The 26,992-nt window shown below is 68.0% G+C and carries 26 protein-coding genes and 2 pseudogenes; 11 read left to right on the plus strand and 17 right to left on the minus strand.

Features of this window, described 5'->3' with window-relative positions:
• The first annotated feature begins 14 nt into the window (after positions 1–14).
• The 5 genes and pseudogenes from H8B22_RS12800 (at position 15) to H8B22_RS12815 (ending at position 5,321) form a co-directional block, all read left to right on the plus strand.
• Positions 15–1,508: an N-acetylmuramoyl-L-alanine amidase gene (locus H8B22_RS12800; protein ID WP_225876205.1), complete on the plus strand. Its 1,494-nt coding sequence runs from the start codon at positions 15–17 to the stop codon at positions 1,506–1,508.
• A gap of 86 nt (positions 1,509–1,594) precedes the next feature.
• Positions 1,595–2,602: pseudogene (gene mutL / locus H8B22_RS15010) on the plus strand (DNA mismatch repair endonuclease MutL); the annotation flags it as partial.
• 195 nt (positions 2,603–2,797) lie between these two features.
• Positions 2,798–3,382 (plus strand): annotated as a pseudogene (mutL, locus tag H8B22_RS15015) (DNA mismatch repair endonuclease MutL); the annotation flags it as partial.
• The gene (locus H8B22_RS12810) at positions 3,382–4,326 is read left to right on the plus strand and encodes a DUF1684 domain-containing protein (protein ID WP_187711788.1); all 945 of its coding nucleotides are present in this window, start codon (positions 3,382–3,384) and stop codon (positions 4,324–4,326) included. The pseudogene mutL (H8B22_RS15015) and the gene H8B22_RS12810, both read left to right, overlap by 1 nt.
• Before the next feature lie 11 nt (positions 4,327–4,337).
• A complete protein-coding gene (locus tag H8B22_RS12815) occupies positions 4,338–5,321 on the plus strand; it encodes a TraB/GumN family protein (RefSeq protein ID WP_187711789.1) in 984 nt (327 codons plus the stop codon).
• Positions 5,322–5,349: 28 nt separating this feature from the next.
• On the opposite strand, the gene rnfB is transcribed toward H8B22_RS12815, so the two are convergent.
• The 5 genes from rnfB to H8B22_RS12840 all read right to left on the minus strand — a co-directional run bounded on the left by rnfB (position 5,350) and on the right by H8B22_RS12840 (position 11,984).
• A complete protein-coding gene (gene rnfB / locus H8B22_RS12820; protein WP_187711790.1) occupies positions 5,350–5,757 on the minus strand; it encodes an Rnf electron transport complex subunit RnfB in 408 nt (135 codons plus the stop codon).
• A 38-nt stretch (positions 5,758–5,795) separates the two neighbouring features.
• Entirely contained in the window at positions 5,796–7,877 is a 2,082-nt protein-coding gene (gene metG / locus H8B22_RS12825) for a methionine--tRNA ligase (protein WP_187711791.1), read from the minus strand.
• Positions 7,878–7,970: 93 nt separating this feature from the next.
• On the minus strand, positions 7,971–8,414 hold the full coding sequence (locus H8B22_RS12830) for a DUF2147 domain-containing protein (RefSeq protein WP_187711792.1): 444 nt from the start codon (positions 8,412–8,414) through the stop codon (positions 7,971–7,973).
• An 85-nt stretch (positions 8,415–8,499) separates the two neighbouring features.
• The gene (locus tag H8B22_RS12835) at positions 8,500–8,943 is read right to left on the minus strand and encodes a DUF2147 domain-containing protein (protein WP_187711793.1); all 444 of its coding nucleotides are present in this window, start codon (positions 8,941–8,943) and stop codon (positions 8,500–8,502) included.
• 164 nt (positions 8,944–9,107) lie between these two features.
• Complete coding sequence (locus tag H8B22_RS12840) at positions 9,108–11,984, minus strand: TonB-dependent receptor domain-containing protein (protein WP_187711794.1); 2,877 nt, start codon at positions 11,982–11,984, stop codon at positions 9,108–9,110.
• A 220-nt stretch (positions 11,985–12,204) separates the two neighbouring features.
• Here H8B22_RS12840 and apbC point away from each other — a divergent pair, with 220 nt between their 5' ends.
• The 3 genes from apbC to dcd all read left to right on the plus strand — a co-directional run bounded on the left by apbC (position 12,205) and on the right by dcd (position 15,526).
• Positions 12,205–13,296 (plus strand): iron-sulfur cluster carrier protein ApbC, encoded by a 1,092-nt coding sequence (gene apbC, locus H8B22_RS12845; protein WP_407060855.1) that lies wholly within the window; start codon positions 12,205–12,207, stop codon positions 13,294–13,296.
• A 146-nt stretch (positions 13,297–13,442) separates the two neighbouring features.
• The gene (locus H8B22_RS12850) at positions 13,443–14,816 is read left to right on the plus strand and encodes a S8 family serine peptidase (RefSeq protein WP_187711795.1); all 1,374 of its coding nucleotides are present in this window, start codon (positions 13,443–13,445) and stop codon (positions 14,814–14,816) included.
• A 140-nt stretch (positions 14,817–14,956) separates the two neighbouring features.
• On the plus strand, positions 14,957–15,526 hold the full coding sequence (gene dcd / locus H8B22_RS12855; protein ID WP_187711796.1) for a dCTP deaminase: 570 nt from the start codon (positions 14,957–14,959) through the stop codon (positions 15,524–15,526).
• Between the two features lie 16 nt (positions 15,527–15,542).
• Here dcd and pcp read toward each other — a convergent pair whose 3' ends face one another.
• The 9 genes from pcp to H8B22_RS12900 are packed head-to-tail and all read right to left on the minus strand — an operon-like array spanning position 15,543 to position 21,537.
• Positions 15,543–16,199, minus strand: a complete 657-nt coding sequence (pcp, locus tag H8B22_RS12860; RefSeq protein WP_187711797.1) for a pyroglutamyl-peptidase I — start codon at positions 16,197–16,199, stop codon at positions 15,543–15,545.
• Positions 16,196–17,161 (minus strand): DUF979 domain-containing protein, encoded by a 966-nt coding sequence (locus tag H8B22_RS12865; RefSeq protein WP_187711798.1) that lies wholly within the window; start codon positions 17,159–17,161, stop codon positions 16,196–16,198. Before H8B22_RS12865 ends, pcp begins: the two co-directional genes overlap by 4 nt.
• Positions 17,148–17,840 (minus strand): DUF969 domain-containing protein, encoded by a 693-nt coding sequence (locus tag H8B22_RS12870; protein ID WP_187711799.1) that lies wholly within the window; start codon positions 17,838–17,840, stop codon positions 17,148–17,150. The genes H8B22_RS12865 and H8B22_RS12870 overlap by 14 nt, the downstream gene beginning before the upstream one ends.
• The gene (locus H8B22_RS12875) at positions 17,837–18,586 is read right to left on the minus strand and encodes a 5-oxoprolinase subunit PxpA (RefSeq protein WP_187711800.1); all 750 of its coding nucleotides are present in this window, start codon (positions 18,584–18,586) and stop codon (positions 17,837–17,839) included. The genes H8B22_RS12870 and H8B22_RS12875 overlap by 4 nt, the downstream gene beginning before the upstream one ends.
• A gap of 12 nt (positions 18,587–18,598) precedes the next feature.
• The gene (locus H8B22_RS12880) at positions 18,599–18,763 is read right to left on the minus strand and encodes a LiaI-LiaF-like domain-containing protein (RefSeq protein WP_187711801.1); all 165 of its coding nucleotides are present in this window, start codon (positions 18,761–18,763) and stop codon (positions 18,599–18,601) included.
• Between the two features lie 20 nt (positions 18,764–18,783).
• Entirely contained in the window at positions 18,784–19,755 is a 972-nt protein-coding gene (locus H8B22_RS12885) for a 5-oxoprolinase subunit C family protein (protein ID WP_187711802.1), read from the minus strand.
• The gene (gene pxpB / locus H8B22_RS12890) at positions 19,752–20,435 is read right to left on the minus strand and encodes a 5-oxoprolinase subunit PxpB (RefSeq protein ID WP_208456899.1); all 684 of its coding nucleotides are present in this window, start codon (positions 20,433–20,435) and stop codon (positions 19,752–19,754) included. The genes H8B22_RS12885 and pxpB overlap by 4 nt, the downstream gene beginning before the upstream one ends.
• Positions 20,432–20,857: an HIT family protein gene (locus tag H8B22_RS12895; protein ID WP_187711803.1), complete on the minus strand. Its 426-nt coding sequence runs from the start codon at positions 20,855–20,857 to the stop codon at positions 20,432–20,434. The genes pxpB and H8B22_RS12895 overlap by 4 nt, the downstream gene beginning before the upstream one ends.
• A complete protein-coding gene (locus tag H8B22_RS12900; RefSeq protein ID WP_187711804.1) occupies positions 20,854–21,537 on the minus strand; it encodes a dienelactone hydrolase family protein in 684 nt (227 codons plus the stop codon). Before H8B22_RS12900 ends, H8B22_RS12895 begins: the two co-directional genes overlap by 4 nt.
• 121 nt (positions 21,538–21,658) lie before the next feature.
• On the opposite strand from H8B22_RS12900, the gene rimO reads away from it, so the two are divergent.
• The 3 genes from rimO to H8B22_RS12915 all read left to right on the plus strand — a co-directional run bounded on the left by rimO (position 21,659) and on the right by H8B22_RS12915 (position 24,240).
• The gene (gene rimO / locus H8B22_RS12905) at positions 21,659–22,990 is read left to right on the plus strand and encodes a 30S ribosomal protein S12 methylthiotransferase RimO (RefSeq protein WP_187711805.1); all 1,332 of its coding nucleotides are present in this window, start codon (positions 21,659–21,661) and stop codon (positions 22,988–22,990) included.
• A 125-nt stretch (positions 22,991–23,115) separates the two neighbouring features.
• The gene (locus H8B22_RS12910) at positions 23,116–23,625 is read left to right on the plus strand and encodes a hypothetical protein (RefSeq protein WP_187711806.1); all 510 of its coding nucleotides are present in this window, start codon (positions 23,116–23,118) and stop codon (positions 23,623–23,625) included.
• Between the two features lie 222 nt (positions 23,626–23,847).
• The gene (locus H8B22_RS12915) at positions 23,848–24,240 is read left to right on the plus strand and encodes a low affinity iron permease family protein (RefSeq protein WP_187711807.1); all 393 of its coding nucleotides are present in this window, start codon (positions 23,848–23,850) and stop codon (positions 24,238–24,240) included.
• Here H8B22_RS12915 and greB read toward each other — a convergent pair.
• The 3 genes from greB to H8B22_RS12930 all read right to left on the minus strand — a co-directional run bounded on the left by greB (position 24,237) and on the right by H8B22_RS12930 (position 26,976).
• Positions 24,237–24,743 carry a transcription elongation factor GreB gene (gene greB / locus H8B22_RS12920; protein WP_187711808.1) on the minus strand — a complete coding sequence of 169 codons (507 nt, stop codon included), beginning with the start codon at positions 24,741–24,743 and terminating at the stop codon, positions 24,237–24,239. The two genes, H8B22_RS12915 and greB, sit on opposite strands and share 4 nt — an antisense overlap.
• 93 nt (positions 24,744–24,836) lie before the next feature.
• Positions 24,837–25,334, minus strand: coding sequence for a copper resistance protein NlpE (locus tag H8B22_RS12925; RefSeq protein ID WP_187711809.1), 498 nt, complete (start codon positions 25,332–25,334; stop codon positions 24,837–24,839).
• A 109-nt stretch (positions 25,335–25,443) separates the two neighbouring features.
• Positions 25,444–26,976: a helicase HerA-like domain-containing protein gene (locus H8B22_RS12930; RefSeq protein WP_187711810.1), complete on the minus strand. Its 1,533-nt coding sequence runs from the start codon at positions 26,974–26,976 to the stop codon at positions 25,444–25,446.
• Positions 26,977–26,992: the final 16 nt, after the last annotated feature.

Raw genomic sequence — 26,992 nt, forward strand, 5'->3', positions numbered from 1 at the left:
AGTTTCTGCTAGGCATGGCGCTCTTGTCGGCGCTGGTCTGGAACCTCGCGCACGCCAGTGAAATCAATGGCTTGCAGGTCAGCAACGGCGCCACGGGCACCCGCGCCGAGATCGCGCTCGACAAGCCCGCCGAATTCAAGCTCATCCGCCTGTCCGCCCCGGAGCGTCTGGTCGTCGACCTGCCCGCGACCCAGGTGCGTCGCGGCCTGACCCTGCCGGACGGCGCCGGCCTGATCAAGGCGGTGCGGACCGGCCAGCCGGAACCCGGCACGGCGCGCATCGTGTTCGACCTGGCGCAGCCGGTGGCCGTGCTCAAGCCGCGCATCGAACAGGGCGCCGCGGGCCCGCGCCTGGTGCTCGAATGGCCCGGCGACGGCGAAGAGGCCGCTATCGTTGCCGCCAAGCCGCCGGTCACCGTCGCCACGACCACGGCACAGCCGCCGCAAGCCGCGCCGACGACCGCTCCGGCCGCCGTTGGCGACATCGCCGCATCCAACGCCGCCACGACCAAGCTGATCACCGAGCTGGCAACGCGCGGCGAGGTCAAGAAATTCGATACCCCAGCGGCCACCGCGCAGGCGCAGGGCGCGCTCGTGCGTGCACCGGCCGCAGGCACGGCGACGCCGTCGCAGCCGCCGGCTGCCGCGGCGACGATCGCGACGGCGCCGACAGTGGCACCGTCGGCAACGACCGTCGCGCCGGCCGATTCGGTCAAGACCATGAAGGACGTGATGCGCAGCCGCGGCATGCGTCCGCTGGTCATCGCCATCGACGCCGGCCACGGCGGCCAGGACCCGGGCGCCACCGGCCAGAACGGCAAGCGCGAGAAGGACGTGACGCTGGCCATCGCGCGCGAACTGGCGCGCCAGATCAACGCCACGCCCGGCCTCAAGGCCTACCTGACGCGCGACAACGACGTCTTCATTCCGCTCAACCGTCGAGCCCAGCTGGCGCGCCAGGCCCGTGCGGACATGTTCGTGTCGATCCATGCCGACGCCGCGGAGAACCGTGCCGCCAACGGCTCGTCGGTGTACGTGCTCTCGCTCAAGGGTGCCTCGTCGCAGCGCGCGCGCTGGCTCGCCGACAAGGAAAACTCGTCCGACCTGATCGGCGGCGTGCGCCTGGAGAAGACCAGCGGCACGCTGGCCTCCGTGCTGATCGACCTGACCCAGAGCGGCCAGATGAAGGCCTCCGAGGACGCCGCGGCGCACGTGCTCAACGGCCTCAGCCGCATCGGCCGCAACCACAAGCCGCATGTCGAGCGCGCCAACTTCGCCGTGCTGCGCACTTCCGACATGCCCGCGATGCTGGTGGAAACCGCGTTCATCTCGAATCCGGACGAGGAACGCCGCCTCGGCGACCCCGACTACCAGCGCCAGCTGGCCCGCGCGGTGCTCGACGGCGTCAATACCTACTTCGTGCGCCAGCCGCCGCCGGGCACGCTCTACGCCGCGCAGGCGGCCGCGGAAATCCCGGCGATCGCCGGCGCAGGCGGCGGCAGCCGGTAATCGCGCCACCGCGTGTGGGATTGCGGCCGCGCGCCGCATATCATCCCGGCTCAGAATCTTCGACGGCGCCCGACGCCGTTCATGCCGTGGCGATACGACAGCTCCCCGATACCCTCATCAACCAGATCGCCGCCGGCGAAGTCGTCGAACGACCGGCTTCGGTGGTCAAGGAACTCGTCGAGAACGCGCTCGATGCCGGTGCGCGTCGCATCGACATCGACCTCGAGGAAGGCGGGGTCCGGCTGATCCGCATCCGCGACGACGGCGGCGGCATTCCGGCCACCGACCTGCCGCTCGCGGTGTCGCGCCATGCCACCAGCAAGATCGCTTCGCTGGACGACCTGGAAGGCGTGGCGACGCTCGGGTTCCGCGGCGAAGCCTTGCCGTCGATCGCCTCGGTCAGCCGCTTCGCGCTGATCTCGCGCCACGACGGCTCGCCGCACGGCGCGGCGCTGGAGATCGACGGCGGGCGCGTCGGCGACGTGTCCCCGCGTTCGCACCCGCAGGGCACCACGGTGGAAGTGCGCGACCTGTTCTTCAACGTGCCGGCGCGGCGCAAGTTCCTCAAGGCCGAGCGCACCGAGCTCGGCCACATCGAGGAATGGCTGCGCCAGCTGGCGTTGGCGCGACCGGACGTGGAGCTGCGCGTTTCGCACAACGGCAAGGCGTCGCGCCGCTGGAAGGGCGAGGGCGACCTGCTTTCCGAAGTGCGGTTGCATGAAGCCTTGGGCGAGGAGTTCGCCAACCATGCCCTGCGCATCGACCATGCCGCCGCGGGTTTGCGCCTGCACGGCTGGATCGCGCAACCGGTCTACAACCGCGCCAGCGCCGACCAGCAGTACCTCTACGTCAACGGCCGCGCCGTGCGCGACCGCAGCGTGGCGCATGCGGTGAAGCAGGCCTATGCGGACGTGCTGTTCCACGGCCGGCAACCGGCGTACGTGCTGTTCCTCGAACTCGATCCGCGCCGCGTCGACGTCAACGTGCATCCGGCCAAGCACGAGGTGCGGTTCCGCGATGCGCGCCTGATCCACGATTTCGTCTACCGCACGCTCAACGACGCCCTGGCGGAAACACGCGCGGGCAGCGCGCCGTTGCCGATGGCGGCCATGGAGCCGACCGCCGACGCCGGCTACCGCTGGAACGCCGCCGCGCCGCAATCGCCGCTGGGCCTGCAGCAGGTCGCCGAAGCCCGGGCCGGCTACGCATCGCTGTATGGCAGTGCGACTCCCGCTACTTCGACCGCCTCAGCAGCGCCGATGCCGTTGCCGTCCAGCGAAGAGGCGACCATGCCGCCGCTGGGCTACGCGATCGCGCAGTTGCACGGCATCTACATCCTGGCCGAGAACGCCGACGGTCTCATCGTCGTCGACATGCACGCCGCGCACGAACGCATCGGCTACGAGAAGCTCAAGTACGCGCACGACGGCGAAGGCGTGCGCATGCAGCCGCTGCTGGTGCCATTGACGGTGTCGGTGGCCGAGCGCGAAGCCGACGTGGCCGAACGCGAAGCGGCGACCCTGGCTTCACTGGGCTTCGAGCTGACCCGCAGCGGGCCGCAATCGCTGCTGCTGCGTTCGGTGCCGGCGCTGCTGGCCCATGGCGACGTGGAAGCGCTGTTGCGCGACGTTCTCGCCGACCTGCGCGAGCACGGCGAAAGCCGACGTGTCGCCGCAGCCCGTGACGAACTGCTGGCGACCATGGCCTGCCACGGCGCCGTGCGCGCGAACCGGCGTCTCACTTTGCCGGAAATGAACGCCCTGCTGCGGGAAATGGAAGTGACCGAGCGCTCCGGGCAGTGCAATCATGGCCGCCCGACCTGGGCGCGCTTTTCCCTGCCCGAAATCGATCGCTGGTTCCTGCGAGGACGTTGATGTCGAAGATGAAGCACCTGGCTCCCCTGTTGCTGCTGGCGTTCGTGGTGGCCGGCTGCAAGGACAAGGAGGCGATCCAGAAGGCCGCCGAAGCGAAGGCGCAGGCATTCAGCGCCACCCAGCAGGGCTGGCGCAACGAACGCACCGCGCGGCTGACCCGGCCCGATGGCTGGACCAGCCTGGTCGGCCTGCACTGGCTGGAGGAAGGCGAGCACTACTTCGGCAGCGATGCCGACAACGGCATCCGCATCGCGGCGGGCCCTGCGCACGTCGGCATGATTTCGCGCAAGGGCGACCGCATCCGCCTGGTGCCCGAGAAGGGTGCAGCGATCACCTTCGACGGCGCGCCGCTCAAGGGCGCGGTGACCCTGCTCAGCGACGCCGATCCCGACGGCCCGAGCCAGCTCGGCTTCGACGACGGCAAGGGCATCATCACCGTCATCAAGCGTGCCGACCGCTACGCGTTGCGGGTGAAGCACGCCGATGCAACCACGCGCACCCAGTTCAAGGGCATCGAGTACTGGCCGGGCGGCGCGGACTGGATCGTCAGGGCGAAGTTCGTGCCGAACGCGCCCGGCAAGGTCATCCCCATCGCGAACATCGTCGGCACCACCGAGGACGTGCCCAACCCCGGCACCGTGGAATTCGAGCGCGACGGCCAGACCTACCGCATCGAGGCGCTGGACGAAGGCGACGGCAGCCTGTCGCTGGTCTTCGCCGACCGCACCAGCGGCCACGGCAGCTATCCGGCCGGCCGCTTCCTCGAAGCCGCCAAGCCGGACGCCAGCGGCACCGTCGTGCTCGATTTCAACAAGAGCTACAACCCGCCGTGCGCGTTTACCGCCTTCGCGACCTGCCCGCTGCCGCCGCCGGAAAACCGCCTCGACCTGCAGATCGTTGCCGGCGAGAAGACCTACCACTTCGAGAAGCCGAAGCGCTCATGAAACCAGCGGCGATGAAAGCAACGTCCATGAAGTCGGTCCTGTTCGGCCGCCACGGCAAGACTCTCGCCGCCTCCCTGCTGGGCTGCGCGCTGCTGGCGCCGGCGGTGCATGCATGGACGAAGACGGAAGCGACGCCGGCACCCGCTGTGGCTGCGAAGGCGCCGCCGACGCCCTTGCTGTGGAAGGTGTCGGACCGGGACAACGCCATCTACCTGCTCGGCTCCTTCCACCTGCTCAAGGCCGATGACTATCCGTTGTCCACGGACGTGGACAGGGCGTTCGAGCGTGCCGGGAAGGTGGTCTTCGAAGTGCCGCCCGCCGAACTCACCGACCCGGCGCTGGCGCTGAAGATGCAGCAGCTGGCCGGCTACGCCGATGGCCGCACGCTCAGCCAGGTGCTGCCGCCCGACGTGCGCGAAAAAATGGCGCAGGTGCTCGGCGCGGAACGGTTGGCGCAGCTGGATCCCATCGAGCCCTGGTTCATCAGCCTCGGCCTGGTGATCGGCGTATCGCAGCAGCTGGGCTTCAGTCCGGAGTACGGGCTCGACATGCACCTGGCGCGTCGCGCTGCCGCCGCCAACAAGCCGGTGTCCGGGCTCGAAACCGCCGACGAGCAGCTGCGGGTGCTCGACGCTTCGCCCATGGACGAACAGGTCCAAGGGTTGCGCGACTACTTCACCAAGCCAGGTGAAGTGCCCCGGCAGTTGAACGACACGCACGTGGCCTGGCGCAACGGCGACGTGAAGCGCTTGAGCGCGCTAGCCGTCGATGACGTCCGCAAGGAAACGCCGCGGACCTACCGCATCCTCAACGTCGAGCGGAACAACGCCTGGGTGCCCCAGCTGCGGCAGATGCTGGACGGCTCGCGCAAGGGCGACGTGCTCGTGGTCGTGGGCGCCATGCACCTGCTGGGCGCGGACGGCGTCGTCGAGCAGCTGCGGGCGAAGGGCTACAAGGTCGAGCGGATCTGCTCGGCCTGCCGCGCGCCGAAGTAGGCATTCGCCAAGGCGCGCCGCCCCGCGGTTACGCGGGCACCAGTTCGATGCAATCCACCGGGCAGGCGGGCACGCACAGCTCGCAGCCCGTGCACAGCGGCTCGATCACCGTGTGCATGTGCTTCGCGCCGCCGATGATGGCGTCCACCGGACAGGCCTGGATGCACTTGGTGCAGCCGATGCAATCGGCTTCCACGATCAGCGCGACCTGCGCGGGCTTGTGTTCGCCGCGCGTGCGGTCGTAGGGCCGGGCTGGCACGCCCAGCACGCGGGCCAGGGCGTGCGCACCGGCGTCGCCGCCGGGCGGGCAACGATCGACCTCCGCTTCGCCGCGCGCGAGCGCTTCCGCGTACGGCCGGCAGCCCGCGAAACCGCACTGGCCGCATTGGGTCTGCGGCAGGATGCGGTCGAGGCGTTCGATCAGGTCGGGGCTCATGCAGGGCGGCTCGCCCGTCGACAGCGAGGCGGGCGGCCTCAGCGCACCGGCATGCCCGGCTGCACGCCGCTGTCCGCATCGAGCAGGTGCAGCGAGCCGCCATCGAAGCCGGCGGACAGGATCATCCCTTCGCTCAGGCCGAAGCGCATCTTGCGCGGCGCCAGGTTGGCGATGAACACGACGCTGCGGCCCACCAGCTTTTCCGGCTCGGCGTAGGAACCGCGGATGCCGGAGAAGATCTGGCGCTTGCCCAGTTCGCCCGCATCCAGCTCGAAGCGCAGCAGCTTGTCCGAGCCGTCGACGAATTCGCAGGCGAGCACCTTGCCGACGCGCAGGTCGAGCTTGGCGAAGTCGTCGATGCCAATGGTGGCCGTCGTGGCGGCCGCGGCCGGTTCGCTCGCCGCCGGCTTGGCGGCGGGGGCCGAAGTCGCGGGCGTCGCGGTTGCAGGCGTGGCCGGCGCGGTGGGCTGCAGGTTTTCCTTGGAAGCGTCGATCATGGTTTCAATCTGTTTCGGGTCAATGCGGGTGAACAGCGGCGCGTAGGCGGCGATGCGGTGCGCCAGCAGCGGTGCCTGCAGGTCGTTCCAGCCCGCGACCGGCGCGTTGAGGAAGGTCTCGGCTTGCTGCGCGACGCGCGGCAGCACCGGCTTCAGCGCGGCGGTGAGCACGCGGAACAGGTTCAGCCCCTGCGTACACACGGCCTGCAGTTCCACGTTGCTGCCTTCCTGCTTCGCCAGCACCCACGGCTTGTGCTCGTCGATGTACTTGTTGGCGTCGTCGGCCAGCGCCATCGCCAGCCGCAACGCGGTGGCGGCTTCGTTGCGGCCGTAGGCCTCGGCGATCGGTGCGAGCTGCGCGACGAAGCGCTCGTACATCGCCGGGTCGGGCAGCGTGGCGGCGAGCATCCCGTCGAAGCGCTTCTCGATGAAGCCGGCGCAGCGACTGGCCAGGTTCACGAACTTGCCGACCAGGTCCGAGTTCACGCGTGCGGTGAAGTCGGCGAAGTTGAGGTCGACGTCGTCGACGCCGCCCGAGGTCTTGGTCGCGAAGTAGTAGCGCAGCGCTTCGGGCGCGAGCCCGTGGTCGAGGAAGGTGCGCGCCATGATGAAGGTGCCGCGCGACTTCGACATCTTCTCGCCGTTGACCATCAGGTAGCCGTTGACGTGCAGGCGCGTCGGCGCGCGATGGCCCGAACCGTGCAGCACCGCCGGCCAGAACAGGCCGTGGAAGTTGACGATGTCCTTGCCGATGAAGTGGTGCATCTCGGTCGGCTTGCCGGGCGTGAGGTAGCGGTCGAAGTCGATGCCCTCGCGCTCGCTCAGCGCCTTGAAGCTGGCCAGGTAGCCGATCGGCGCATCCAGCCACACGTACAGGTACTTGCCCGGGTGGCCGGGGATCTCGAAACCGAAGTAGGGCGCATCGCGCGAGATGTCCCACGCGCGCAGGCCGCCCTCGGCGTCCAGCCATTCCAGTAGCTTGGCCTTCACGCCGGGCGTGGCGACGTCGCCGGCCAGCCACTCGCGCAGGAACTGGCTGAAATGGCCGACTTCGAAGAAGAAATGCTCCGACTCGCGGATCACCGGCGTGGCCCCGCTGATGACCGAGCGCGGCTCCTTCAGTTCCGTCGGCGAGTAGGTGGCGCCGCAGTTCTCGCAGTTGTCGCCGTACTGGTCCGGGGTGCCACAGTTCGGGCAGATGCCCTTCACGTAGCGGTCGGGCAGGAACATGCCCTTCACCGGGTCGTACAGCTGCGCCACCGCGCGGCGCTGGATGTGGCCGTTCTTCTCCAGCGCCAGGTAGAACTGCTCGGTCAGGACGCGGTTGCGCTCGGAGTTGGTCGAGTCGTAGTGGTCGAAGTCGACGCCGAACGCGGCGAAGTCGCGCTCATGGCCGACCTGGGTCGCGGCGATGAATGCCTCCGGCGTGGTGCCGGCCTTCTCGGCCGCGAGCATGATCGGCGTGCCGTGGGTGTCGTCGGCGCAGACGAAATGCACGGTGTTGCCCGCCATGCGCTGCGCGCGCTTGAAGATGTCGCCCTGGATGTAACCGACCAGGTGGCCCAGGTGCAGCGGGCCATTGGCGTAGGGCAGGGCGCAGGTGACGAGCAGGTCGCGGGACATGGAGACGGGGCGTGCGAGGGGGCGGCGATTATCGCACGCGACCGTGTTCTCCCCGGGGTCCCGTCCGCGGGAGCGCTGTCCTAGAAGCGGCCGTCAGGCCGGATCGCGCAGCCACTCCTGCGAGCGGCAGATGAAGGCGATGCAGCCGGAGACGCCCAGCTTGCGGCCGTCCTCGCGCAGCTGCAGCTTCGATCGGTATGACTTGCCGCGTTCCGGATCCAGCACCATGCCGCCGTCCCAGCCGCTGCCTGCGGGTCGCAATCCCCACAGGATCACCATGCCTTTGATCGGCTTGTTGCGATTGGCGCCGGCGCATTTGTTGCACAGCGGATTGGGACCATCGCTGGTATCGAGGATTTCCACCACCTTGCCGGCATAGCTGCCATCGCGCGCCTGGTAGACCTCGACGACGGATTTCGCCTTGCCGGTTTCGTCATCGACCGTGCGCCAGCGACCGATCGGCGAAGCCTGCTGGGCGTGGGCGATGCCAGGCAGTGCCGCCAGCAGCAGGGCGATGAGCATGGGCTTCAGGAGCATGTGTGGATCCCGGGGATGCGGTGGCTGGATAAGGAAACGGCCCGCAGACGGGCCGTTTCCTGCAATGCGTGCATCGTGGCGCGACTCAGTGCTCGCGCGTCCAGGTCTGGTGCTTGCAGATGAAGCCGACGCAGCCGTAGATGTTGAACTTCTTGCCGCCGTCGACCAGTTCGGCCTTGGACTTGTAGGTCTTGCCGTTGGCGAGCTTGAGCACCGTGCCGCCGGAGAACTTGTTCTCGCCATCGGGCTTGAGGTTCCAGGCGATGACCATGTCCTTCATCGGCTTGCCCTTGTTGGCGCCGGTGCAGGAGGTGCAGGTCGCGTCGGGCGCGAACAGGGTCTCGACGACCTTGGCCGCGTAAGAGCCGTTCTTGGCCTGGTAGATGTCGACGATGAGACGCGGCTTGTTGGTGTCCTCGTCGTAGGTCTTCCAGCGGCCGGCCGGCGAACCCGCCGACTGGGCGAAGGCCATCGCGGACGCCGCGAGCAGCGGCAGGGCAAGCAGCGAGCAGAGCAGTTTGGTGCGCATCGATCAGTCCCCCTCCGGACTTGTTGATCCAACCGCGCCGGCGGCGTGGTTTACGGTCTTTATACCGCATCCGGTGGCGTACTGAGGGCGGGTGCCGATGTTCATTCAGCAAAAAAGAAGCCCGGCTTGCGCCGGGCTTCTTGGTTGCAGCTCTTGCTTGTGGATCAGAACTTGTACGTCACCGACAGCGCAAAGCGGCGGCCCAGGGGGTCGGCACCGAGTGCGTAGTTGAAGAACGGATAACCGGTGAAGCTGTTGTCCTCGCGGAACTGGTTGTTCAGCACGTTGATGATGGTGAAGTCAGCCTTGACGCTGTCGCCGAACTTCTTGCCGAACTGCAGGTTGTAAAGCATGTACGGCTGCAGGCGACGACCGAACTCCTTGCCGGCCGCGTTCTGGCCGTTGCGCTCAGCATTGCTGAATGCCGAACCGTAGCGGATGCCGAACACCGTCGTCGACCAGTCGCCGCGCTCCCAGCTGACCGAACCACGAACTCGGCTGCGCTCCGGGTAGACGATGTTGCGCGACGGCGGGACGTCGCGATAGTCGACCAACGGCTCGTCATCGAACTGGCGGTACTTGTTGGTGAACACCATCGAGTAACCAAGGTTCAGACCGAACGTGCCCAGACGATCGGTATCAAGCTTGTACTCGAACGTAGCGTCGACGCCGCTGGTGTCCTGGAGCGCGGTATTGATGTAGGCGTCGTTGATCTGGTTGATCTGGTTGTTCACGCCAGTGCGCGTGATCAGGCTGGCGATCTGCGAGCAGAACGAGGCGTCCTTGGCCGGAGTGCCATCGGCGTAGGTGCCCAGGCGGCATGCGGCTTCCGATTCGAGGATGTAATCGGAACCCAGCTGCGAAGCAGCGTCTTCGAGCTTGATGCGGTAGTAATCGGCGGTCAGCGTCATGCCGTCGATGATGTCCCACACGAAGCCGTAGCTGAACGACTCGCCCTTTTCTTCCTCGAGGCCCGGGTTGCCGGCGATCAGGGTCTTGGCCTGGTACACCGACGGGTCGTTGTCGGCATCAAGGCACTCGTCGCGGGTTTGCGGACCCTGGGCGGCGTTGGTGCCCGTACCGCTGCGGCACGCGTATTCGTCGAAGATGGTCGAGAACGATGCGGCGCCAGCGGCGTAGACCAGCTGCATGTCCGGAGCACGGAAGCTGGTTGCGTAGCTGCCGCGGACGAGCAGGTTGTCGAACGGACGGTATTCCAGGCCCAGGTTGTAGGTAACGGCATCGTCGACGGCGGTGATGTCGTCGTACTTGTCGTAGCGGGCCGCCAGCTGTGCGCTCAACGTGCTGAAGATCGGCACGCGGAACTCCACGCCCGCCGCGTAGCGGTTGCGCTCGCCTTCGGTGCGGCCGGAGCTGACCAGGTTGTAGATGGTCTGGTCATCGATCGGGCGGAGCTGATCGGTGCGCGGATCGCTGCGCAGGTCGACGGCCTGTCGGCCGGCTTCAAGCACGCCAGCAAAGCCCACGGCGCCCGCCGGCAATTCGAACAGGTCGCCGCTGATGTTCGCATTGAACGTGGTCGCGCTGGTGTCGCCCTCGTTGATGACCCGGGTCGACATCGAACGGTAGATTTCCGGGGTGATCGGGTTCAGCCAGTGGTCGCGGTTGATCGTATAGATCGGGTAATTCGTGCCGCCGAAGGGCAGGTAACCCTGGAGGGGGCTGAGGAAGTAGTCGTGCACGGCCTTCGAGAGCAGGCGCGGACGATCGGCGCGGTACTCGTACTTGGAATGCTCGAGTGACGCTTCCCAGTCGAACCGGTCGCCGAGGGTGCCGCTCGCGCCGCCCATCACCGTGTAGGTCGACTCGTCGAACTTCGTGGTTGCGGCTTCGGGTCCGCCCAGTTCGAACGGATTGAAGATGCGCTGCAGCAGGACCAGGTCGTCCAGTTCGGGGTCGTAGTAATAGGTGGTCTGGTTGCCACTGTCATCGGCGGTGAACTGGTCACCACTGGTGCTCCAGAACTCGATGCCGCTGCTGGCCTTGGCCTGGCTGTCGTACATCGTCGCGCTGCCGAACAACTGCACGTTGTCGGTCAGGTCGAACGTGCCGTAGCCATAGGCGCTGTAGTAGCGATTCTTGTTGGAGATCGAACGGGCAGCAACCTGGTCGAACGGGCCGCAGAACGTGCCGCGCGACGCCGTGGTGCGCGTGGTGTAACCGAAGCGGTCGCAGACGTCGGCGCCAGGGTAGAGGACGTTACGGCCGGTGAAGCCGGAGATAGCGACCAGCGCCAGCGACGGGTTGGCCCGGTCGCCGAGGGGGCCATGGCGCAGGTCGTTGAGCGCGTCACGCTGCGACGCGAATACCGGTTCGTTTTCGCCGTATTGCAGGGCGTAGACGGTGGACCAGCGGTCACCCACCTGGCCGCCGGTGTATTCAAGCGCAACGGAGTCACCGCCGCCTTCGGCCGTGGTTCCGACAGTGCCGCGCAGCTGGTTGCCGTCGAAATTCTTGCGCGTGACGATGTTGACCACGCCAGCGACCGCGTCGGAACCGTAGATGGCCGAGGCGCCGCCGGTAAGGACTTCGACGCGTTCGATGATGGCGGACGGGATCGCGCGCACATTGACGATGTTGTTGTCGCGGTTGTACGGCTGCGGGTACTGGGCCGGGCGACGACCATTGATCAGCGTCAGCGTGTAACCGGGACCGAGGTTGCGCAGGTTCACCACCTGGGCATTCGGCGTGAAGCCCGACACTGCGAGGTCGCCGGTGAACGAGCTGGTCGTGTTCTGGGTCAGCGTTTGCAGCATGTCGCCGACCGTCTGGAATCCTTCGCGATCGATGTCTGCGCGGGTGATCACCGTGACCGGTGCCGGGCCTTCGATCTCCGCGCGCTTGATGCGCGAGCCGACCACGACGACGGAATCGAGCTCAGTGGCTTCTTCCTTCTGGGTGCTGGTGGTCTGCGCATCGCTGTCCTGGGCGAACGCGCCGCCGGCGACAGGCATCAGGAGCGCCGCGAACAAGGCACGGCTCAGGCGGCTGCGCTGCAGCCGATTATTGCGAACTGGCATCTATTTCCCCTTGGATCGTTGATGGACTGCTTTGTTACTGAAGTTGCTTCGCCGGCCCCTGGCGTTGGATGAGCAACAACCCGAAATTAACATGTGATTAACAGCGGTGTCACGGTTGCGCAACCCAAAAGTTTGCCGAGTCTGCCTGCTTGCTTGTGATCGCAAGCTTTTAGCCGGGCTGGGCAAATGCGCACAAAGACCTAAAATGCTGCAAAGCGACATGACCTCCCCGGACGACTCTTCCTTGAACGATTCCCTGCAGTCGCGGCTCGGTAGCCGGGTGTTTTCCGGCAATGGCCTCACCCTGGACCAGATGGGCGCCCGAATCAGGGTCGCCCAGTCCGATGGTCGGGTTGCGGTGGATGTGTCGCTGGGCTTTCCGGGTGACTGGATGGAAGCCTGGCTTCGCGGCGAAGCAAGCCAAGTGGCGGCCGAGGCCGGGTTGACCCTCTCCGCGCTGTCCCTGACCTCCCGCATCGCCAGCCACGCCGTACAGGACAAGCTTTCCCCGCTGCCCAACGTCCGCAACGTAATTGCCGTGGGCGCGGGCAAGGGCGGGGTCGGCAAGTCGACGGTGGCGGTGAACCTTGCCCTGGCCCTCGCTGCCGACGGGGCCAAGGTGGGCGTGCTGGACGCCGACATCTACGGGCCGAGCGTACCCGTGATGCTGGGCCTGAGCGGCCGTCCCGACAGCCCGGACGGCAAGACCATCGAGCCGCTGCGCGCCCACGGCGTGGAAGCGATGTCGATCGGCCTGCTGGTGGACCAGGACACGCCGATGATCTGGCGCGGACCCATGGCCACTTCGGCGCTGACCCAGCTGCTCTCCGAGACGCGTTGGGGCGACCTGGACTACCTCATCCTCGACCTGCCGCCGGGTACCGGCGACATCCAGCTGACCATGGCCCAGAAGATCCCGGTTGCCGGGGCGGTCGTGGTGACCACCCCGCAGGACGTGGCCACGCTGGATGCGCGCAAGGCCCTGAAGATGTTCGAGAAGGTCGAGGTGCCGGTGCTCGGCCTGGTGGAGAACATGGCCGTGCACGTCTGCTCCAACTGCGGCCATGCCGAACACATCTTCGGCGAGGGCGGCGGTCAGCGGATGGCGGCGCAGTACGGCGTCCCCCTCCTGGGCAGCCTGCCGCTGGAAGCCGCCGTGCGCGAGCAGGGCGATGCCGGCACGCCCATCGTTGCTGCAGAACCTGAATCGGCTGCCGCTCATCACTTTCAGCAAGCCGCTCGTCGGGTGGCGATCGAGCTCGCCAAGCGCCCCAGCGTTGCAAGGCCGCTTGCCGTTTCGCTTTTGGGGTGACCGCCGGGCTGCGGGTGTGCTGCGGCGCAGCATGCACGCGACCGGTGCGGTAATACATTCGGACTGACGCGGCCGCAGGGCCGCGTTTCCTTGCACGGTCTGGGCCGGCTGTGCTGCCAAGTCCAATCCCCTGAGGGTCCATCGTTATGAAGCATCCGTTCCGTACCGCGGCGCTGTCCGCCGCCGTGATCGCCACGCTGGGTCTGTCTTCCGCCGCCGTTGCCGGCGGTCGCCCGGATCTCGTGCTGGCGGGCCTGAAGGCCGGCAAGGCTCACCAAGCCGGCGAGCTGCTGGTGAAGTTCCGCGACGGTTCGACCGCGGCGCAGCAGACGGCCGTCCGCCAGGGACTGGGCGCCGAGAAGCTCGACGTGGTTCGCCAAGGCAACGGCAAGAAGGGCGAGCTCGCCCTGATGCGCCTGCCGGCCGGCAAGGACATCGCCGCCACCGTGAGCGCGCTGGCTGCCAACCCGAACGTCGAATACGCCGAACCGAACTGGACCTACCAGCACCACGCGACGTCCAACGACAGCTACTACTCCAACGGTTCGCTGTGGGGCATGTACGGCGATGCATCGTCGCCAGCCAACCAGTACGGCTCGCAGGCCGCTGAAGCCTGGGCCGCCGGCCACACCAGCTGCAATGGCGTCGTCGTCGGCGTGATCGACGAAGGCATCTTCTACAACCACGAAGACCTCGCCGCCAACATCTGGACCAACCCGTACGATCCGGCCGATGGTATCGACAACGACGGCAACGGCTACGTCGACGACGTGCGTGGCTGGGACTTCGAGGGCAACACCAACAACATCAACTCGGGCGGTGCCAGCGACGACCACGGCACGCATGTGTCGGGCACGATCGCCGGCATCGGCGGCAACGGCAAGGGCGTGGCCGGCGTGTGCTGGAGCGGCGTCAAGCTGATCAGCGGCAAGTTCCTCGGTCGCCGCGGCGGTTCCACCGCCAACGCGATCAAGGCGATCGACTACTTCAACGACCTGAAGGCGCGTCACGGCCTGAACATCGTCGCGACCAACAACTCCTGGGGCGGCGGTGGCTTCTCGCAGGCGCTGCAGGACGCGATCGGCCGCGCCGACAGCGCGGGCATCCTGTTCATCGCCGCGGCCGGCAACGACGCCTACAACAACGACACCACTGCCAGCTATCCGTCGAACTACCCGAACGCGAACGTCATCGCGGTCGCATCGACCACCAGCACCGGCGGCCTGTCGAGCTTCTCGCAGTGGGGTCCGACCACGGTCGACATCGGTGCGCCGGGTTCGGGCATCTACTCGACCGTTCCGGTCAGCTCCAAGGGCAAGCTGGTGTCGGGCTACGCCAGCTACAACGGCACCTCGATGGCCACCCCGCACGTGACCGGCGCCGCGGCGCTGTACGCCTCGTCGCACCCGGGCGCGACCGCGGCCGACATCAAGGCCGCGATCCTGGGCTCGGCCGTGCCGACCGCGTCGCTCAGCGGCAAGGTCCTGACCGGCGGCCGCCTCAACGTCAGCGGCTTCTGATCCAGCAACCGTCGTCCCCGAAGGCCCGGCTCCTGCCGGGCCTTCTTTTTTGGCGGGCGCGGCCAACGAGCGGCCGGGCCAAGCGGTCGGATCAAAACGGCTAGAATCGCCGTTCCTTACGCCCGGAACGCCGCACCCGCATGAGCATCAAGTCCGACCGCTGGATCCGCCGCATGGCCGAACAACACGGCATGATCGAGCCGTTCGAACCCGGCCAGGTCAAGACCGACGCCGCCGGCGAACGCATCGTCAGCTTCGGCACCTCCAGCTACGGCTACGACGTGCGCTGCTCGCGCGAGTTCAAGATCTTCACCAACATCAATTCGACGATCGTCGATCCCAAGCACTTCGACAGCGGCAGCTTCGTCGACGTCGAAGGCGACTACTGCGTGATTCCGCCCAATTCGTTCGCCCTGGCGCGCACCGTCGAGTACTTCCGCATCCCGCGCGACACGCTGGTGGTGTGCCTGGGCAAGAGCACGTACGCGCGCTGCGGGATCATCGTCAACGTCACGCCGCTGGAGCCGGAATGGGAAGGCCACGTGACGCTCGAGTTCAGCAACACCACGCCGCTGCCGGCGCGCATCTACGCGAACGAAGGCGTCGCGCAGATGCTGTTCTTCCAGTCCGACGAAGTCTGCGAAACCTCGTACCGCGACCGCGGCGGCAAGTACCAGGGGCAGGTGGGCGTCACGCTGCCGCGGACCTGACCGCAACTGGCGGTCGTCAGTGTTCTGCGCCGGCCGCGATCCTGCGGTCGGCACCGGTTTCCAGGGCCGTGCGCAGTGCGATGCGCAGGCCGTCGACGACGGTCTCGACCGGCAGGCTCGGCGCACCCGGGTGATGCGCGGCCTGCTCGGGCGAATACGGGATATGCACGAAGCCGCCGCGGATGCGGCGGTTGCGCAGGGCGTGCATCAATCCGTAGAAGACGTGGTTGCACACGTAGGTGCCCGCCGTCTGCGAGACCTCGGCCGGGATGCCGGCCGCCCGCAGCGCATCGAGCATGGCCTTGATCGGCAGGCCGGTGAAGTAGGCCGCGGGGCCATCCACGACTATTGCCGCATCGATCGGCTGCGCGCCGGCGTTGTCGGGAATCCGCGCGTCGTCGACGTTGATGGCGACGCGCTCCAGCGCGATCGCCGCGCGTCCGCCGGCCTGGCCGACGCACAGCACCAGTGATGGCTTGACCTCGCGGATGGCGCTGCGCAGTTCCTTCAGCGACGCGCCGAATGCCACGGGCAACTGCCGCGCGACGATGCGATGCCCGCCGATGCGGCGCCCATGCAATTGCTGCGCGGCCTGCCAGCTTGGATTGACCGTTTCGCCGCCAAATGGCGCGAATCCGGTCAACAGCACCGTGCGCGGCTTCGTCGTGCTCACCGGAATACCAGCCAGTACATCAGCATCAGGTTGGTCAGCATCAGCACGATCGCGGTGGGCAACTGCGCGCGGATGACCGCATTGGGGTCGTCGAGTTCGAGCAGCGCGGCCGGGACCAGGTTGAAGTTGGCCGCCATCGGCGTCATCAGCGTGCCGCAGTAGCCGGTGAGCATGCCGAGTGCGCCGAGCGCGGCCGGATCGGCGCCGTGGCGCTGGATCAGCAGCGGCAGGCCGATGCCCGCCATCATCACCGGGAACGCGGCGAACGCGTTGCCCATGATGATGGTGAACAACACCATGCCCAGGCCGAACGCGAGCAGGCAGGCGATGCGGTTGTCGGCGGGGATCACCGCGGTCACCAGCGACGAAACCGCCTCGCCGACGCCGCTTGCGGCGAAGACGCCGCCCAGCGTGGCCAGCACCAGCGGCAGCAGCGCGGCCCAGCCGATGGTTTCCAGCAGGCGGCTGCCTTCGATGGGCGCCTGCAGCGGGCGCGTGCGGGTGATCGCGAGTGCCGCGAACGCCGCAAGGATGCTTGCGACCGCCAGCGCCGGTAGGGCGATGTTGCCTTCGGCGAACAGCGCGACGTTGCCGATGCGCAGCTTCGCGCCGAGCAGCACGATCAGCACCGTCGCCAGCGGAATCACCAGTGCGGGCCCGAAGAGGCGGTGGCCCAGCCGCTGCGCGGATGCGCGGCGTTGCTCTTCGGGCGCTTCCGCGATGTGTTCACGGCGCATGCGCGTGGCGAGGACCGCCATCGCGATGACTGCGATGCCCGCCATCTGCGCGGGCAGCTTGTCGCCGGCCTTGCTGGCGGTGAGGACGAATTCGCCGGTCGCGAACAGCAGGGCGACCAGGCCCCAGAATCCGGCATGCGCGTAACGTTTCGCCCGCAGGTTGTGCCAGCTGGTGTAGGCCAGGAAGACCGCGAGCAGGACGTAGAAGTGCTCAATCCGCAGCATGCGGGGCCTCCTGCACGTTGCGCGGCAGGCGGCGCTGGAACACCGCGATGCGCACGGCATGGATGACGAAGGCGGCCAGCGCGGTCGGCGCCGCCCACAGCGCGATCTGGATCGGCGTCAGCGAGATGCCGTGCTGGGCGAAGAAACCCTGGATCAGCAGCACCGCACCGAAGGCGATGAACACATCCTCGCCGAAGAAACGGCCGACGTTGTCGGTCGCCGCAGCCAGCGCGTGCACGCGTTGGGTCTGGGCGCGGTCGAGTTCGCCGTGGGTCTTCTCCGCCGCGGATTCGGCCATCGGTGCCAGCAGCGGGCGCACGGTCTGGGCGTGGCCGGCGATATCGATCAGGCCGACCATGCTCAGGCCCTGGCGGACGGCGAGGTAGATGATCAACAGGCGCACCATGGTGACGCCGCGCAGGCGTGCGATCCATGCCAGTGCGTGCTCGCGCAGGCCCGCGCGCTCCAGCAGGCCGATCGTCGGCAGGGTGAAGCAGAACAGCAGCAGGGCGCGGTTCGACACGAAGCTCTCGCCGAGCAGGGCCAGCAGGTCCGGCAGAGACATGCCCGCGGCCATCGCGCTGACGATGCCGGCGCTCACCACCACTAGCACCGGGTTCAGGCGCAGGGCGAAGCCGACCACCACCACCGCGATGCCGAGCAGGGGCCAGTAGTTCATGCGATCGCTCCCACCGGCAGGATGTCGACGCCATCGACGTGCAGCGCGTCGCGGATCGCGCGCGCGAACTGCGCGGCATCGGCGCGGTCGCCGTGCAGGCACAGGGTGTCGGCACGCAGCGCGAGCCGCTCGCCGGTGCGCGCGGTCACGGCCTGCTCGCGGACGAACCCGCGCACCTGGGCGATGGCTTCGTCGAGGCCGTGGATCACCGCGTCGTCACGGCTGCGCGGGGTCAGCGTGCCTTGCGCTTCGTAGCGGCGTTCGGCGAACACTTCGTGCGCGACGCGCAGGCCCGCGGCTTCGCCGGCGGCGGTGAGCTGCGAGCCCGACAGCCCGAACAGGATCAGTCGTGGATCGAAACGCGCCACCGCGGCGGCGATGGCATCGGCCACGACGCGGTCGCGCGCGGCGACGTTGTACAACGCGCCGTGCGGCTTCACGTGCGCGAGGCGCATGCCTTCGGACGCGGCGATGGCGGCGAGCGTGGCGATCTGCGCCGCGACCATCCGCTCGATCTCCGCCGGTGGCAGCGGCAGCTCCACGCGGCCGAAGTTGGCGCGGTCGGCGTAGCCCGGGTGCGCGCCGGCGGCGACGCCGTGTTCGCGGCACAGACGCAGGGTCGCGCGCATCGTGGCTTCGTCGCCGGCATGCGCGCCGCAGGCGATGCTGGCCGAGGTGACGAGGGGGATGATCGCGGCATCGTCGCCGCAGCCTTCTCCCAGGTCGCAGTTGAAGTCGATGCGCACGGCGTTCCGGCGCTACTTGCGGTTGAACAGCAGGCCGAGGCCGACCACGATCAGGATCGCCGGCCACCAGGTCGAGATCAGGTTGCCCAGGCCCGGCACGTTGAAGCCGAGGTTCCTGAGCAGGAACAGCGTGCCGACGATGATCAGCACGAGCGCGGCGATGATGTTGCCCTTCATTGATGGGTTCCCCTGAATAGTCAGTCGTTGAGTTTCTGGTCGATGAGCTTGCGTTCGATCATCAGCGAGATTCTGGCGATGCGCGCGCGCGCGGCGCAAGCGAGGTGCGTCGCGGTTTGCAGGTCGCAGGCCTGGAAGCGCAGGGAATCGCCGGGGCGCAGCTGCGCCAGGCGCGGCAGGTCCGCGGCGACCACGTGGCCCAGGCGCGGGTAGCCGCCGACCGTCTGCGCGTCGGCGAGCAGCACGATCGGCTGGCCGTCGGGTGGCAACTGCACGGTGCCGGGCGCGACCGGCGCCGAGATCTCCTCGGGGCGTTCATTGGCGAGCGTTGCGCCCTCCAGTCTCAGGCCCTGGCGGTTGCTGCGGTTGCCCGCGCGCCATTGCCGGCCATCCAGCAGCGCGCCGCCCGCCTGTGGCGACGGCACGTAACGGATCGGCAGGCCGCGTTCGTCGAAATCGGGATCGATCCACCAGCGCGGCGAATGCGCCTGTGTGCACGCGAGCGTGCGCGGCGTGCGCAGGGACAATGCATCGCCACTGCGTAGCGCGCGTCCCTCGTGGCCGCCGAAGCCGCCGCGCAGGTCGGTGCTGCGGCTGCCCAGTACCGGCGGCACGTCGAGCCCGCCGGCGAACGCAAGCCATGCGCGGGCCCCGTTGCGCAGCGTACCCACGCGCAGGACGCCGGCGGGCAGGGTGGCCGGGCGGCCGGATTCGATCACGCAGCGTTCGCCCGTCGCGGATTCGAAGCGCGCCTGCACGCCGGCGCCGCAGATCGCGAGGCGCAGTGGCCGGTCGAATTGCAGCGTCGGCCCCTGCAGGGTGAGTTCGAGCACGGCTTCGTCGGCGTCGTTGCCGACCAGGCGGTTGGCCAGGGTCGCAGCGGTCGCATCGAGCGCGCCGCAATGCGCCACGCCCAGATGGCGCCAACCGGTCCGGCCCCGATCCTGCACCGTCGTGAGCGGCCCGGGCGAGAGCACCTGCAGCCGGGTCACGGCGCCGCGTCCACGGCGAGGAAACGCACGCGGTCCCCGGGCGCGAGCAACGCGGGCGGTTCGCGCGCCGGATCGAACAACGCCAGCGGCGTGCGTCCGAGCAGGCGCCAGCCGCCGGGGCTTTCGCGCGGATACAGCCCGGTCTGCGCGCCGCCGATGCCGACGCTACCCGCGGGAACGGACGTCCGCGGTGTCGCCAGGCGCGGCAGGGCGAGGGCGGGATCCAGGCCGAGCAGGTACGGAAAGCCCGGCGCGAAGCCGATCATCGCGACGACGTACTCGCCCGCGGCGTGGCGTTGCACCAGCTCCTGCGCGGTGATGCCGAGTTCCGCGGCGGCGCTGTCGAGATCCGGACCAGCCTCGCCGCCGTAGACCACCGGGATTTCCACCGTGCGCGGCGCCGATGTGGCCGCAGGTGCAGCGGACGACGACGCGGCGAGCTGCGCGCGCAGCCATGCGGTGACGGCTTCCATCCCGATCTGCGCCGGATCGAAGAACACGCCGACGCTGGCGTACGCCGGCACGAGATCGAGCAGCCATGCCGGCCGCCGTGCGCGGATGCGTCCGCACAGCGCATGCACGCGGGCATTGGTCGCCGGATCGATGCGTTCGCCGATGCGCAGCAGCAGCGCATCGTCGGCGATGGCTTCGATTAGCGGATCGTCGTGGCCGGCAGTCACGCCAGCGCCGCGCGCAGGCGTTCGATACGGCGCACGAGTTCCTCGGGCGAATACGGCTGGGCGGTGGCCATGCCCCACACCGGTCGCGGCCAGGCGATGTCTTCGCGGAAGCGTGCGATCACGTGCACGTGCAGCTGCGGCACCATGTTGCCCAGCGCGGCGACGTTGAGTTTGTCCGGACGGAACACGGCCTGCAGCACCCGCGAGGCGCGGCTGATTTCCCGGGTGAGTTCGACCTGCTGCGCCTCGTTGAGGTCGATCCACTCCACCGCGTGTTCCACCCGCGGCACCAGGATCAGCCACGGGTGGTTGGCGTCGTCCATGAGCTGCAGGTCGCACAGGGTGAAGTGCGCGATCGGATGCGTGTCTTCGGCGAGTTGCGGGTGCAGGTGCCAGCCGACGGAGGGGGGCGTGCGGTTCATCGCAGGTTCTCGGCGAGGAAATCCAGTGTCCGTTGCCAGGCGAGCGCGGCGCTCTCCGCGTGGTAATGGCTGTTGTCGACGTCGCGGTTGAAGGCGTGGTCGGCGCTTTCGTAGACGAAGATGCGCGCCGTGGGCTGCTTGGCGCGATGCAGCTCGATGTCGCCCGCCGGAATGCTCTTGTCGCGCGCACCGAAATGGAACAGCAGCGGCGCGCGCGCCGGCTCGTCGAGGAACGGCACGCTGCGCGCGCCGTAGTAGCTGACCGAGGGCAGGCCGAGGCGCGTGTTGGCGAGGAAGGCGACGCTGCCGCCCCAGCAGAAGCCGACCACACCGGTGCGCAGGCCTTCCTCTTCCAGCACCTCGGCCGCGGCGGCCACCACGTCCACGGCGCGGTCGAAGCCGACCTGGTTGCGCAGCGCGACGCCGCGCTGGGTTTCGGCTTCGCCGTAGGCGAGCTCCACGCCGGATTCGATCGGATCGAACAGGCTGGGCGCGAGCGCAACGAAGCCCGCGGCGGCAAAACGCTCGGTGACCGCGCGGATGTGTGGATTGACCCCGAAGATCTCCTGCAGCACGACCACGGCGCCGCGCGAAGGTCCGCTGGGCTCGGCGCGCCAGGCCCGGACCGGTCCGTGGGGCCGGCTTGCGTATGGCACGTTCAGGTCGATCCAGCGGCTCATGGGCGGGGGAGAGGGGGCGGGGAGGCCTACTTAAGCGCTTTGCGGCCTTGTCCTGCAAGCCGCCGGTCGGGGGGCGTCCGGGCAGGTATAATTGCCTGTTTTTTCTGGAAATTTGCGCTCCATGTCCCTCGCCAATCCCAAAGTCGGTTTCGTCAGCCTCGGATGCCCCAAGGCGCTGGTGGATTCCGAACGCATCCTCACCCAGCTCAAGGTCGAAGGTTACGACCTGGTGCCGAGCTATGACGACGCCGACGTGGTCGTGGTCAACACCTGCGGCTTCATCGATTCGGCGGTGACCGAGTCGCTGGATGCGATCGGCGAGGCGCTGGCGGAGAACGGCAAGGTCATCGTCACCGGCTGCCTGGGCAAGCGCGAGGAAGTGATCCGCGAGGCGCATCCGGGCGTGCTGTCGATCAGCGGTCCGCAGGACTACCAGAGCGTGATGGAAGCCGTGCACAAGGCGCTGCCGCCGAAGCACGATCCTTTCATCAACCTGGTGCCCGACATGGGCATCAAGCTCACGCCGAAGCACTACGCGTACCTGAAGATTTCCGAAGGCTGCAACCACCGTTGCAGCTTCTGCATCATCCCGTCGATGCGTGGCGACCTGGTGTCGCGCCCGGTCGACCAGGTGCTGCGCGAAGCCGAGAAGCTCGCGATGGGCGGCGTCAAGGAACTGCTGGTGATCTCGCAGGACACCAGCGCGTACGGCGTCGATGTGAAGTACGCCGAGCGCGAATGGCGCGGCAAGCAGTACCAGACGCGCATGAAGGCCTTGTGCGAGGGCTTGTCCGAACTGGGGCTGTGGACGCGCCTGCACTACGTGTATCCGTATCCGCACGTCGACGAGATCATCCCGCTGATGGCCGACGGCAAGCTGCTGCCGTACCTGGACATCCCGTTCCAGCACGCCAGCCCGCGCGTGCTGAAGCTGATGAAGCGACCGGGCGCCGTGGACAAGGTGCTCGAGCGCGTGCACCGGTGGCGCACGATTGCCCCCGACCTGACGATCCGCTCGACCTTCATCGTCGGCTTCCCCGGCGAGACCGAAGCCGAGTTCGAGGAGCTGCTGGATTTCCTTGACGAGGCCCAGCTCGACCGCGTCGGCGCGTTCGCCTATTCGCCGGTGGAGGGCGCGGCGGCGAACGCGCTGCCCGACCCCGTGCCGGAGGAAGTGAAGCAGGAGCGCCTCGCGCGCTTCATGGAGCGGCAGGCGGAAATCTCCGCGGCGCGGCTCGAAGCGAAGGTCGGCAGCGTGCAGCGCTGCCTGGTCGATGCGATCGACGGCGAACTGGCGATCGCCCGCTCCATGGCCGACGCGCCGGAGATCGACGGCGTGGTGCAGATCCAGAACGGCTTCGAGGCCGGGCTGAAGCCGGGCGAGTTCGTCGACGTCGAGATCATGGGCAGCGACGAGCACGACCTGTACGGCGAGGTCGCGTTCGACGACTGACGCGGGTATCGGCCGGCGCCGAGCCTGCACAAGGTGCTTACAAAACCTGTGCTGTAGTGCCCCTGCGGCACCGGCGCAGGGCAGGACGTGCCTGCTTCCGCGATGCCGCGTGAAGGAGGGACTTTATGCCTGCCATCGTCCATCACCATCCCCACCTCACCGTTCCCGGCGCGCACATCTCGGGCAAGGCCCTGGTGTTCTCGGCGCTCGCCGCCGGCGCGGTTTTCCTGGTGCTCGAACTGCTGGTCACCCGCTACGTCATGGGGGTCGATCCGGGCGTGATGATCCGCATGATCGCGGCCATCACCCAGGGCACCGCGATGCTGCCGCCGCCGGAAGCCGCCAACCTGTCGGTCACGCTGGCGGCCGTGGTCCTGCACTTCGCGATGTCGCTGGCGTACGCGTTCGTCTTCGCGTTCTTCGCCAAGGGGCGTTCGCTCAAGGCGGCCACCCTGCTCGGCGCGGGTTATGGCCTGCTGCTGTACGCGGTGAACTTCTACGGGTTCACGGAGTTGTTCCCGTGGTTCGCCGGCGCGCGCAACTGGGGTGCGGCGCTCGCGCACGTGGCCTTCGGTGCCGTGTTGGGCGCCGCCTACGTGCACTGGGCCCCGCGCGACGCGTACCACCACGGCTGAGCCAGACCGGGTGCGCGATGCATGACGGCGCCGCCGCCGCGGTCGCCGTCATGTGCGTGCGGGTTTGAACGTGCCGGTTTGAACGTGCGTGTTGAACGTGCGCGTTGAACGAGCGTGTTGAACGTGCGGGTTTGAATCCGTCCCGGCCATCGATGCCGGATCGTGTCTGCACGCGAGGCTGGGCATACTCGCCGCATCGGTCGCCACGCCGGAGCGCGCAACATGCAGCAGTCCAACACCATGTTCACCCATCTCGCCAAGGCCGCGTCGCGATTCTCCGGGCGACCCCTTTGTTTCGGCCTGGCCCTGCTCGTGGTCGCGGCGTGGGCCATCACCGGGCCGTTGTTCGGTTTCAGCAACACCTGGCAGCTGGTGATCAACACTGGCACCACCATCGTCACCTTCCTCATGGTGTTCCTGATCCAGAACACGCAGAACCGCGACACCGAGGCGATGCAGCTCAAACTGGACGAGCTGATCCGCGCCACGCGCGGCGCGCACAACCGGTTGATGGACCTGGAGGAGCGCGAGGAAGGCGAACTCGACCGCCTGCGCGAGGAGTACGAACAGCTCGCCCGCCGTGATCGCAGCGACGAGGGGCCGCGCGAGCGCTAGCTCCCCGCGTAATCCACTTCGATGATCACGAAGCGCTGCATGCCGCCGGGCAGCTGCGCCTCGAATTCGTCGTCCAGGCGCTTCTTGAGCATGGCGCGCGCCAGCGGCGAGTCGATGCTGATGTGGCCGAGTTTCGCGTCGGTCTCGTCCGGGCCGACGATGCGGTAGCGATGGGTGTCGCCGCTCACCACGTCCTCGACTTCCACGATCGCGCCGAAGAACACCGCTTCGCGGTCGCTGGGCGCTTCACCGACGACGCGCAGCACTTCCAGTCGCTTGGACAGGTAGCGGACGCGGCGGTCGATCTCGCCGAGCTGCTTCTTGCGATACGTGTACTCGGCGTTCTCCGAGCGGTCGCCCTCGGCGGCGGCCGCGGCGAGTGCCTTCACCACCTCCGGCCGGCGCACGCGCCACAGCTCGTCGAGCTCGGCCTTCAGCCGCGCGTGGCCTTCGCGGGTGATCAAGGCCGTACTTTTCTCGGCGGGCGGACGCCAGCGACCCATGGTGGTTCCAGAACGAAGAAGGCAGCCCATTGTGGCGGGCTGCCTTCGGTTTGCGCAAAAACCTGATGAAGCCGCGAAGCCGCGGCGCGCCGCTTACTGCGTGACCGCGCCCGAGCGCTTGAGCGAATGCGGCATCGTGGTCTCGATCGCGTTGCCCGCCGTGTCGAGCTGGTCGATCTGCTCCGGCGAAGCGACCGCGAACAGACGGTCCTCCTGGCTCTTGGAGTTCGGGTCCAGGCGCACGCGCTTGCCGTTTTCTTCCGCGGTCCAGGTGCCGTCGCCGGAAAAGCGCTCGGGCTTGCCCTGGTAGGTTTCCTCGATCTGGTAAGTGCCGTCGCGGTTCAGCGCGACGCGGGTGTCGATGCCGGGGCAATCGGCGCAGGGCAGGGTGCCGGTGAATACGCCGGCGAAGCCCTTGGTGTCGAAGGGGACATCGGCCGGCGCGGCCGCAGGCGCGGATTCGACGGCCACGGGCGCGACCGGCTCCGCGGTGGCGGCCGGCATGGCGGCTTCCGCGGGCGGCTGCTCCGGCTTGCACGCGGCAACGGCGATGGTGGACAGCACGGCAAGAAGCAGCAACTTGCGATTCATTCGTGAGACTCCCTGTTGAGTGAGCGCGTTGCCCAGGCGCGGAGCGCGCATTCGAGTGCAACGCCCGCGGCGGGTCAACCTGCAGTGCAGCAGATGCGGTCGCGTTCGATCAGCGGCGGCCGCCGAAGATGCCGCCGAGCAGCCCGCGCAGGATCTGCCGGCCGATCTGGTTGCCGACCGTACGCGCGGTCTGCTTGGCCATGGTTTCGACCATGCCCTGGCGGCGCTTGGTGCCGAACACCGCGTCCTTCACCGACTGGCCAAAGCCACCTTCTTCCGCGTCGTCCTGTTCGCGCGTCTTCGCGGGTGGGGCCTTGGCCTGCTCGGTGGCGACTTCGGCCTTCTTCATCAGCATTTCGGCCGCGGATTCGCGATCGATGGACTGGTCGTACTTCGCCCCGACCGGACTGCCGGCGCGCACCTGCGCGCGTTCGGCCTCGGTGATCGCACCCATGCGGCAGCGCGGCGGCGCGACCAGCGTGCGTTCCACCGGCATCGGCACGCCCTTGTCCTGCAGCGTCGACACCAGCGCTTCGCCGGTGCCGAGCTTGGAGATCGCCTCGGCGACGTCCAACTTGGGATTGGCGACGAAGGTTTCCGCCGCGGTCTTCACCGCCTTCTGGTCGCGCGGGGTGAATGCGCGCAACGCGTGCTGCACGCGGTTGCCGAGCTGGCCGAGGATGTCGTCGGGCACGTCGTCCGGGAACTGCGAGCAGAAGTACACGCCCACGCCCTTGGAACGGATGATGCGAACGACCTGTTCGACGCGCTGCTGCAGCGCCGCCGGCGCATCGTCGAACAGCAGGTGCGCTTCGTCGAACACGAACACCAGCTTGGGCTTGTCGAGGTCGCCGACTTCCGGCAACTGCTCGAACAGTTCCGACAGCAGCCACAGCAGGAAGGACGAGTACAGCCGCGGCTTCAGGATCAGCTGTTCCGAGGCGAGCACGTTGACCATGCCGCGACCGTTGGTGGTCGTGCGCATGAGGTCGGCGAGTTCCAGCGCGGGTTCGCCGAAGAACATCTCGCCGCCCTCCTGCTCCAGGCGCAGCAGCGAGCGCTGGATCGCGCCGATCGACTGCGCGCTGACCAGGCCGTAGGAAGTGGAGATGTCCTTGCGCTCCGCGGCGACCAGGCCGAGCAGGGCGCGCAGGTCCTCCAGGTCGAGCAGCAGCAGGCCGCGGTCGTCGGCGAGCTTGAAGACGATATCGAGCACGCCGGACTGCGTATCGTTGAGTTCGAGGATGCGTGCGAGCAGGGTCGGGCCCATCTCGCTCACCGTGGTGCGGATCGGGTGGCCGTTCTTGCCGAACAGGTCCCAGAACACCACCGGGTTGGCTTCGTTGGCGTAATCGGCGATGCCGATTTCCTGGATGCGCGCCTGCAGCTTGTCGTTCGAGGTGCCGGGGACCGCGAGCCCGGCGACGTCGCCCTTCACGTCGGCGAGGAAGATCGGCACGCCCATGCGCGAGAAGCCTTCGGCGATCGTCATCAGCGTGACCGTCTTGCCCGTACCGGTCGCGCCGGCAACCAGGCCGTGGCGATTGCCCAGGCGGCCCTGCAGGAACACCTGGCCGTGGGTCTCGGGCAGGGAATCGGGCGCGGTGACCGCCTTGCCGATGAGGATCGCGTTGTCTGCCATGGGTGGGTCCTTAGCG

The sequence above is a fragment of the Lysobacter terrestris genome (assembly GCF_014489475.1).
GTDB lineage: Bacteria > Pseudomonadota > Gammaproteobacteria > Xanthomonadales > Xanthomonadaceae > Agrilutibacter > Agrilutibacter terrestris.

Coding starts and splice junctions, on each gene's coding strand:
- H8B22_RS12910 (WP_187711806.1), top strand. CDS start 23,116: ATGCCTGCCATCGTCCATCACCATCCCCACCTCACCGTTCCCGGCGCG.
- H8B22_RS12830 (WP_187711792.1), bottom strand. CDS start 8,414: ATGCTCCTGAAGCCCATGCTCATCGCCCTGCTGCTGGCGGCACTGCCT.
- rimO (WP_187711805.1), top strand. CDS start 21,659: ATGTCCCTCGCCAATCCCAAAGTCGGTTTCGTCAGCCTCGGATGCCCC.
- H8B22_RS12800 (WP_225876205.1), top strand. CDS start 15: ATGGCGCTCTTGTCGGCGCTGGTCTGGAACCTCGCGCACGCCAGTGAA.
- H8B22_RS12810 (WP_187711788.1), top strand. CDS start 3,382: ATGTCGAAGATGAAGCACCTGGCTCCCCTGTTGCTGCTGGCGTTCGTG.
- greB (WP_187711808.1), bottom strand. CDS start 24,743: ATGGGTCGCTGGCGTCCGCCCGCCGAGAAAAGTACGGCCTTGATCACC.
- H8B22_RS12900 (WP_187711804.1), bottom strand. CDS start 21,537: ATGAGCCGCTGGATCGACCTGAACGTGCCATACGCAAGCCGGCCCCAC.
- H8B22_RS12930 (WP_187711810.1), bottom strand. CDS start 26,976: ATGGCAGACAACGCGATCCTCATCGGCAAGGCGGTCACCGCGCCCGAT.
- apbC (WP_407060855.1), top strand. CDS start 12,205: ATGACCTCCCCGGACGACTCTTCCTTGAACGATTCCCTGCAGTCGCGG.
- metG (WP_187711791.1), bottom strand. CDS start 7,877: ATGTCCCGCGACCTGCTCGTCACCTGCGCCCTGCCCTACGCCAATGGC.
- H8B22_RS12840 (WP_187711794.1), bottom strand. CDS start 11,984: ATGCCAGTTCGCAATAATCGGCTGCAGCGCAGCCGCCTGAGCCGTGCC.
- H8B22_RS12880 (WP_187711801.1), bottom strand. CDS start 18,763: ATGAAGGGCAACATCATCGCCGCGCTCGTGCTGATCATCGTCGGCACG.
- H8B22_RS12915 (WP_187711807.1), top strand. CDS start 23,848: ATGCAGCAGTCCAACACCATGTTCACCCATCTCGCCAAGGCCGCGTCG.
- H8B22_RS12850 (WP_187711795.1), top strand. CDS start 13,443: ATGAAGCATCCGTTCCGTACCGCGGCGCTGTCCGCCGCCGTGATCGCC.
- H8B22_RS12835 (WP_187711793.1), bottom strand. CDS start 8,943: ATGCGCACCAAACTGCTCTGCTCGCTGCTTGCCCTGCCGCTGCTCGCG.
- H8B22_RS12925 (WP_187711809.1), bottom strand. CDS start 25,334: ATGAATCGCAAGTTGCTGCTTCTTGCCGTGCTGTCCACCATCGCCGTT.
- H8B22_RS12895 (WP_187711803.1), bottom strand. CDS start 20,857: ATGAACCGCACGCCCCCCTCCGTCGGCTGGCACCTGCACCCGCAACTC.
- H8B22_RS12870 (WP_187711799.1), bottom strand. CDS start 17,840: ATGAACTACTGGCCCCTGCTCGGCATCGCGGTGGTGGTGGTCGGCTTC.
- dcd (WP_187711796.1), top strand. CDS start 14,957: ATGAGCATCAAGTCCGACCGCTGGATCCGCCGCATGGCCGAACAACAC.
- rnfB (WP_187711790.1), bottom strand. CDS start 5,757: ATGAGCCCCGACCTGATCGAACGCCTCGACCGCATCCTGCCGCAGACC.
- H8B22_RS12815 (WP_187711789.1), top strand. CDS start 4,338: ATGAAAGCAACGTCCATGAAGTCGGTCCTGTTCGGCCGCCACGGCAAG.
- H8B22_RS12865 (WP_187711798.1), bottom strand. CDS start 17,161: ATGCTGCGGATTGAGCACTTCTACGTCCTGCTCGCGGTCTTCCTGGCC.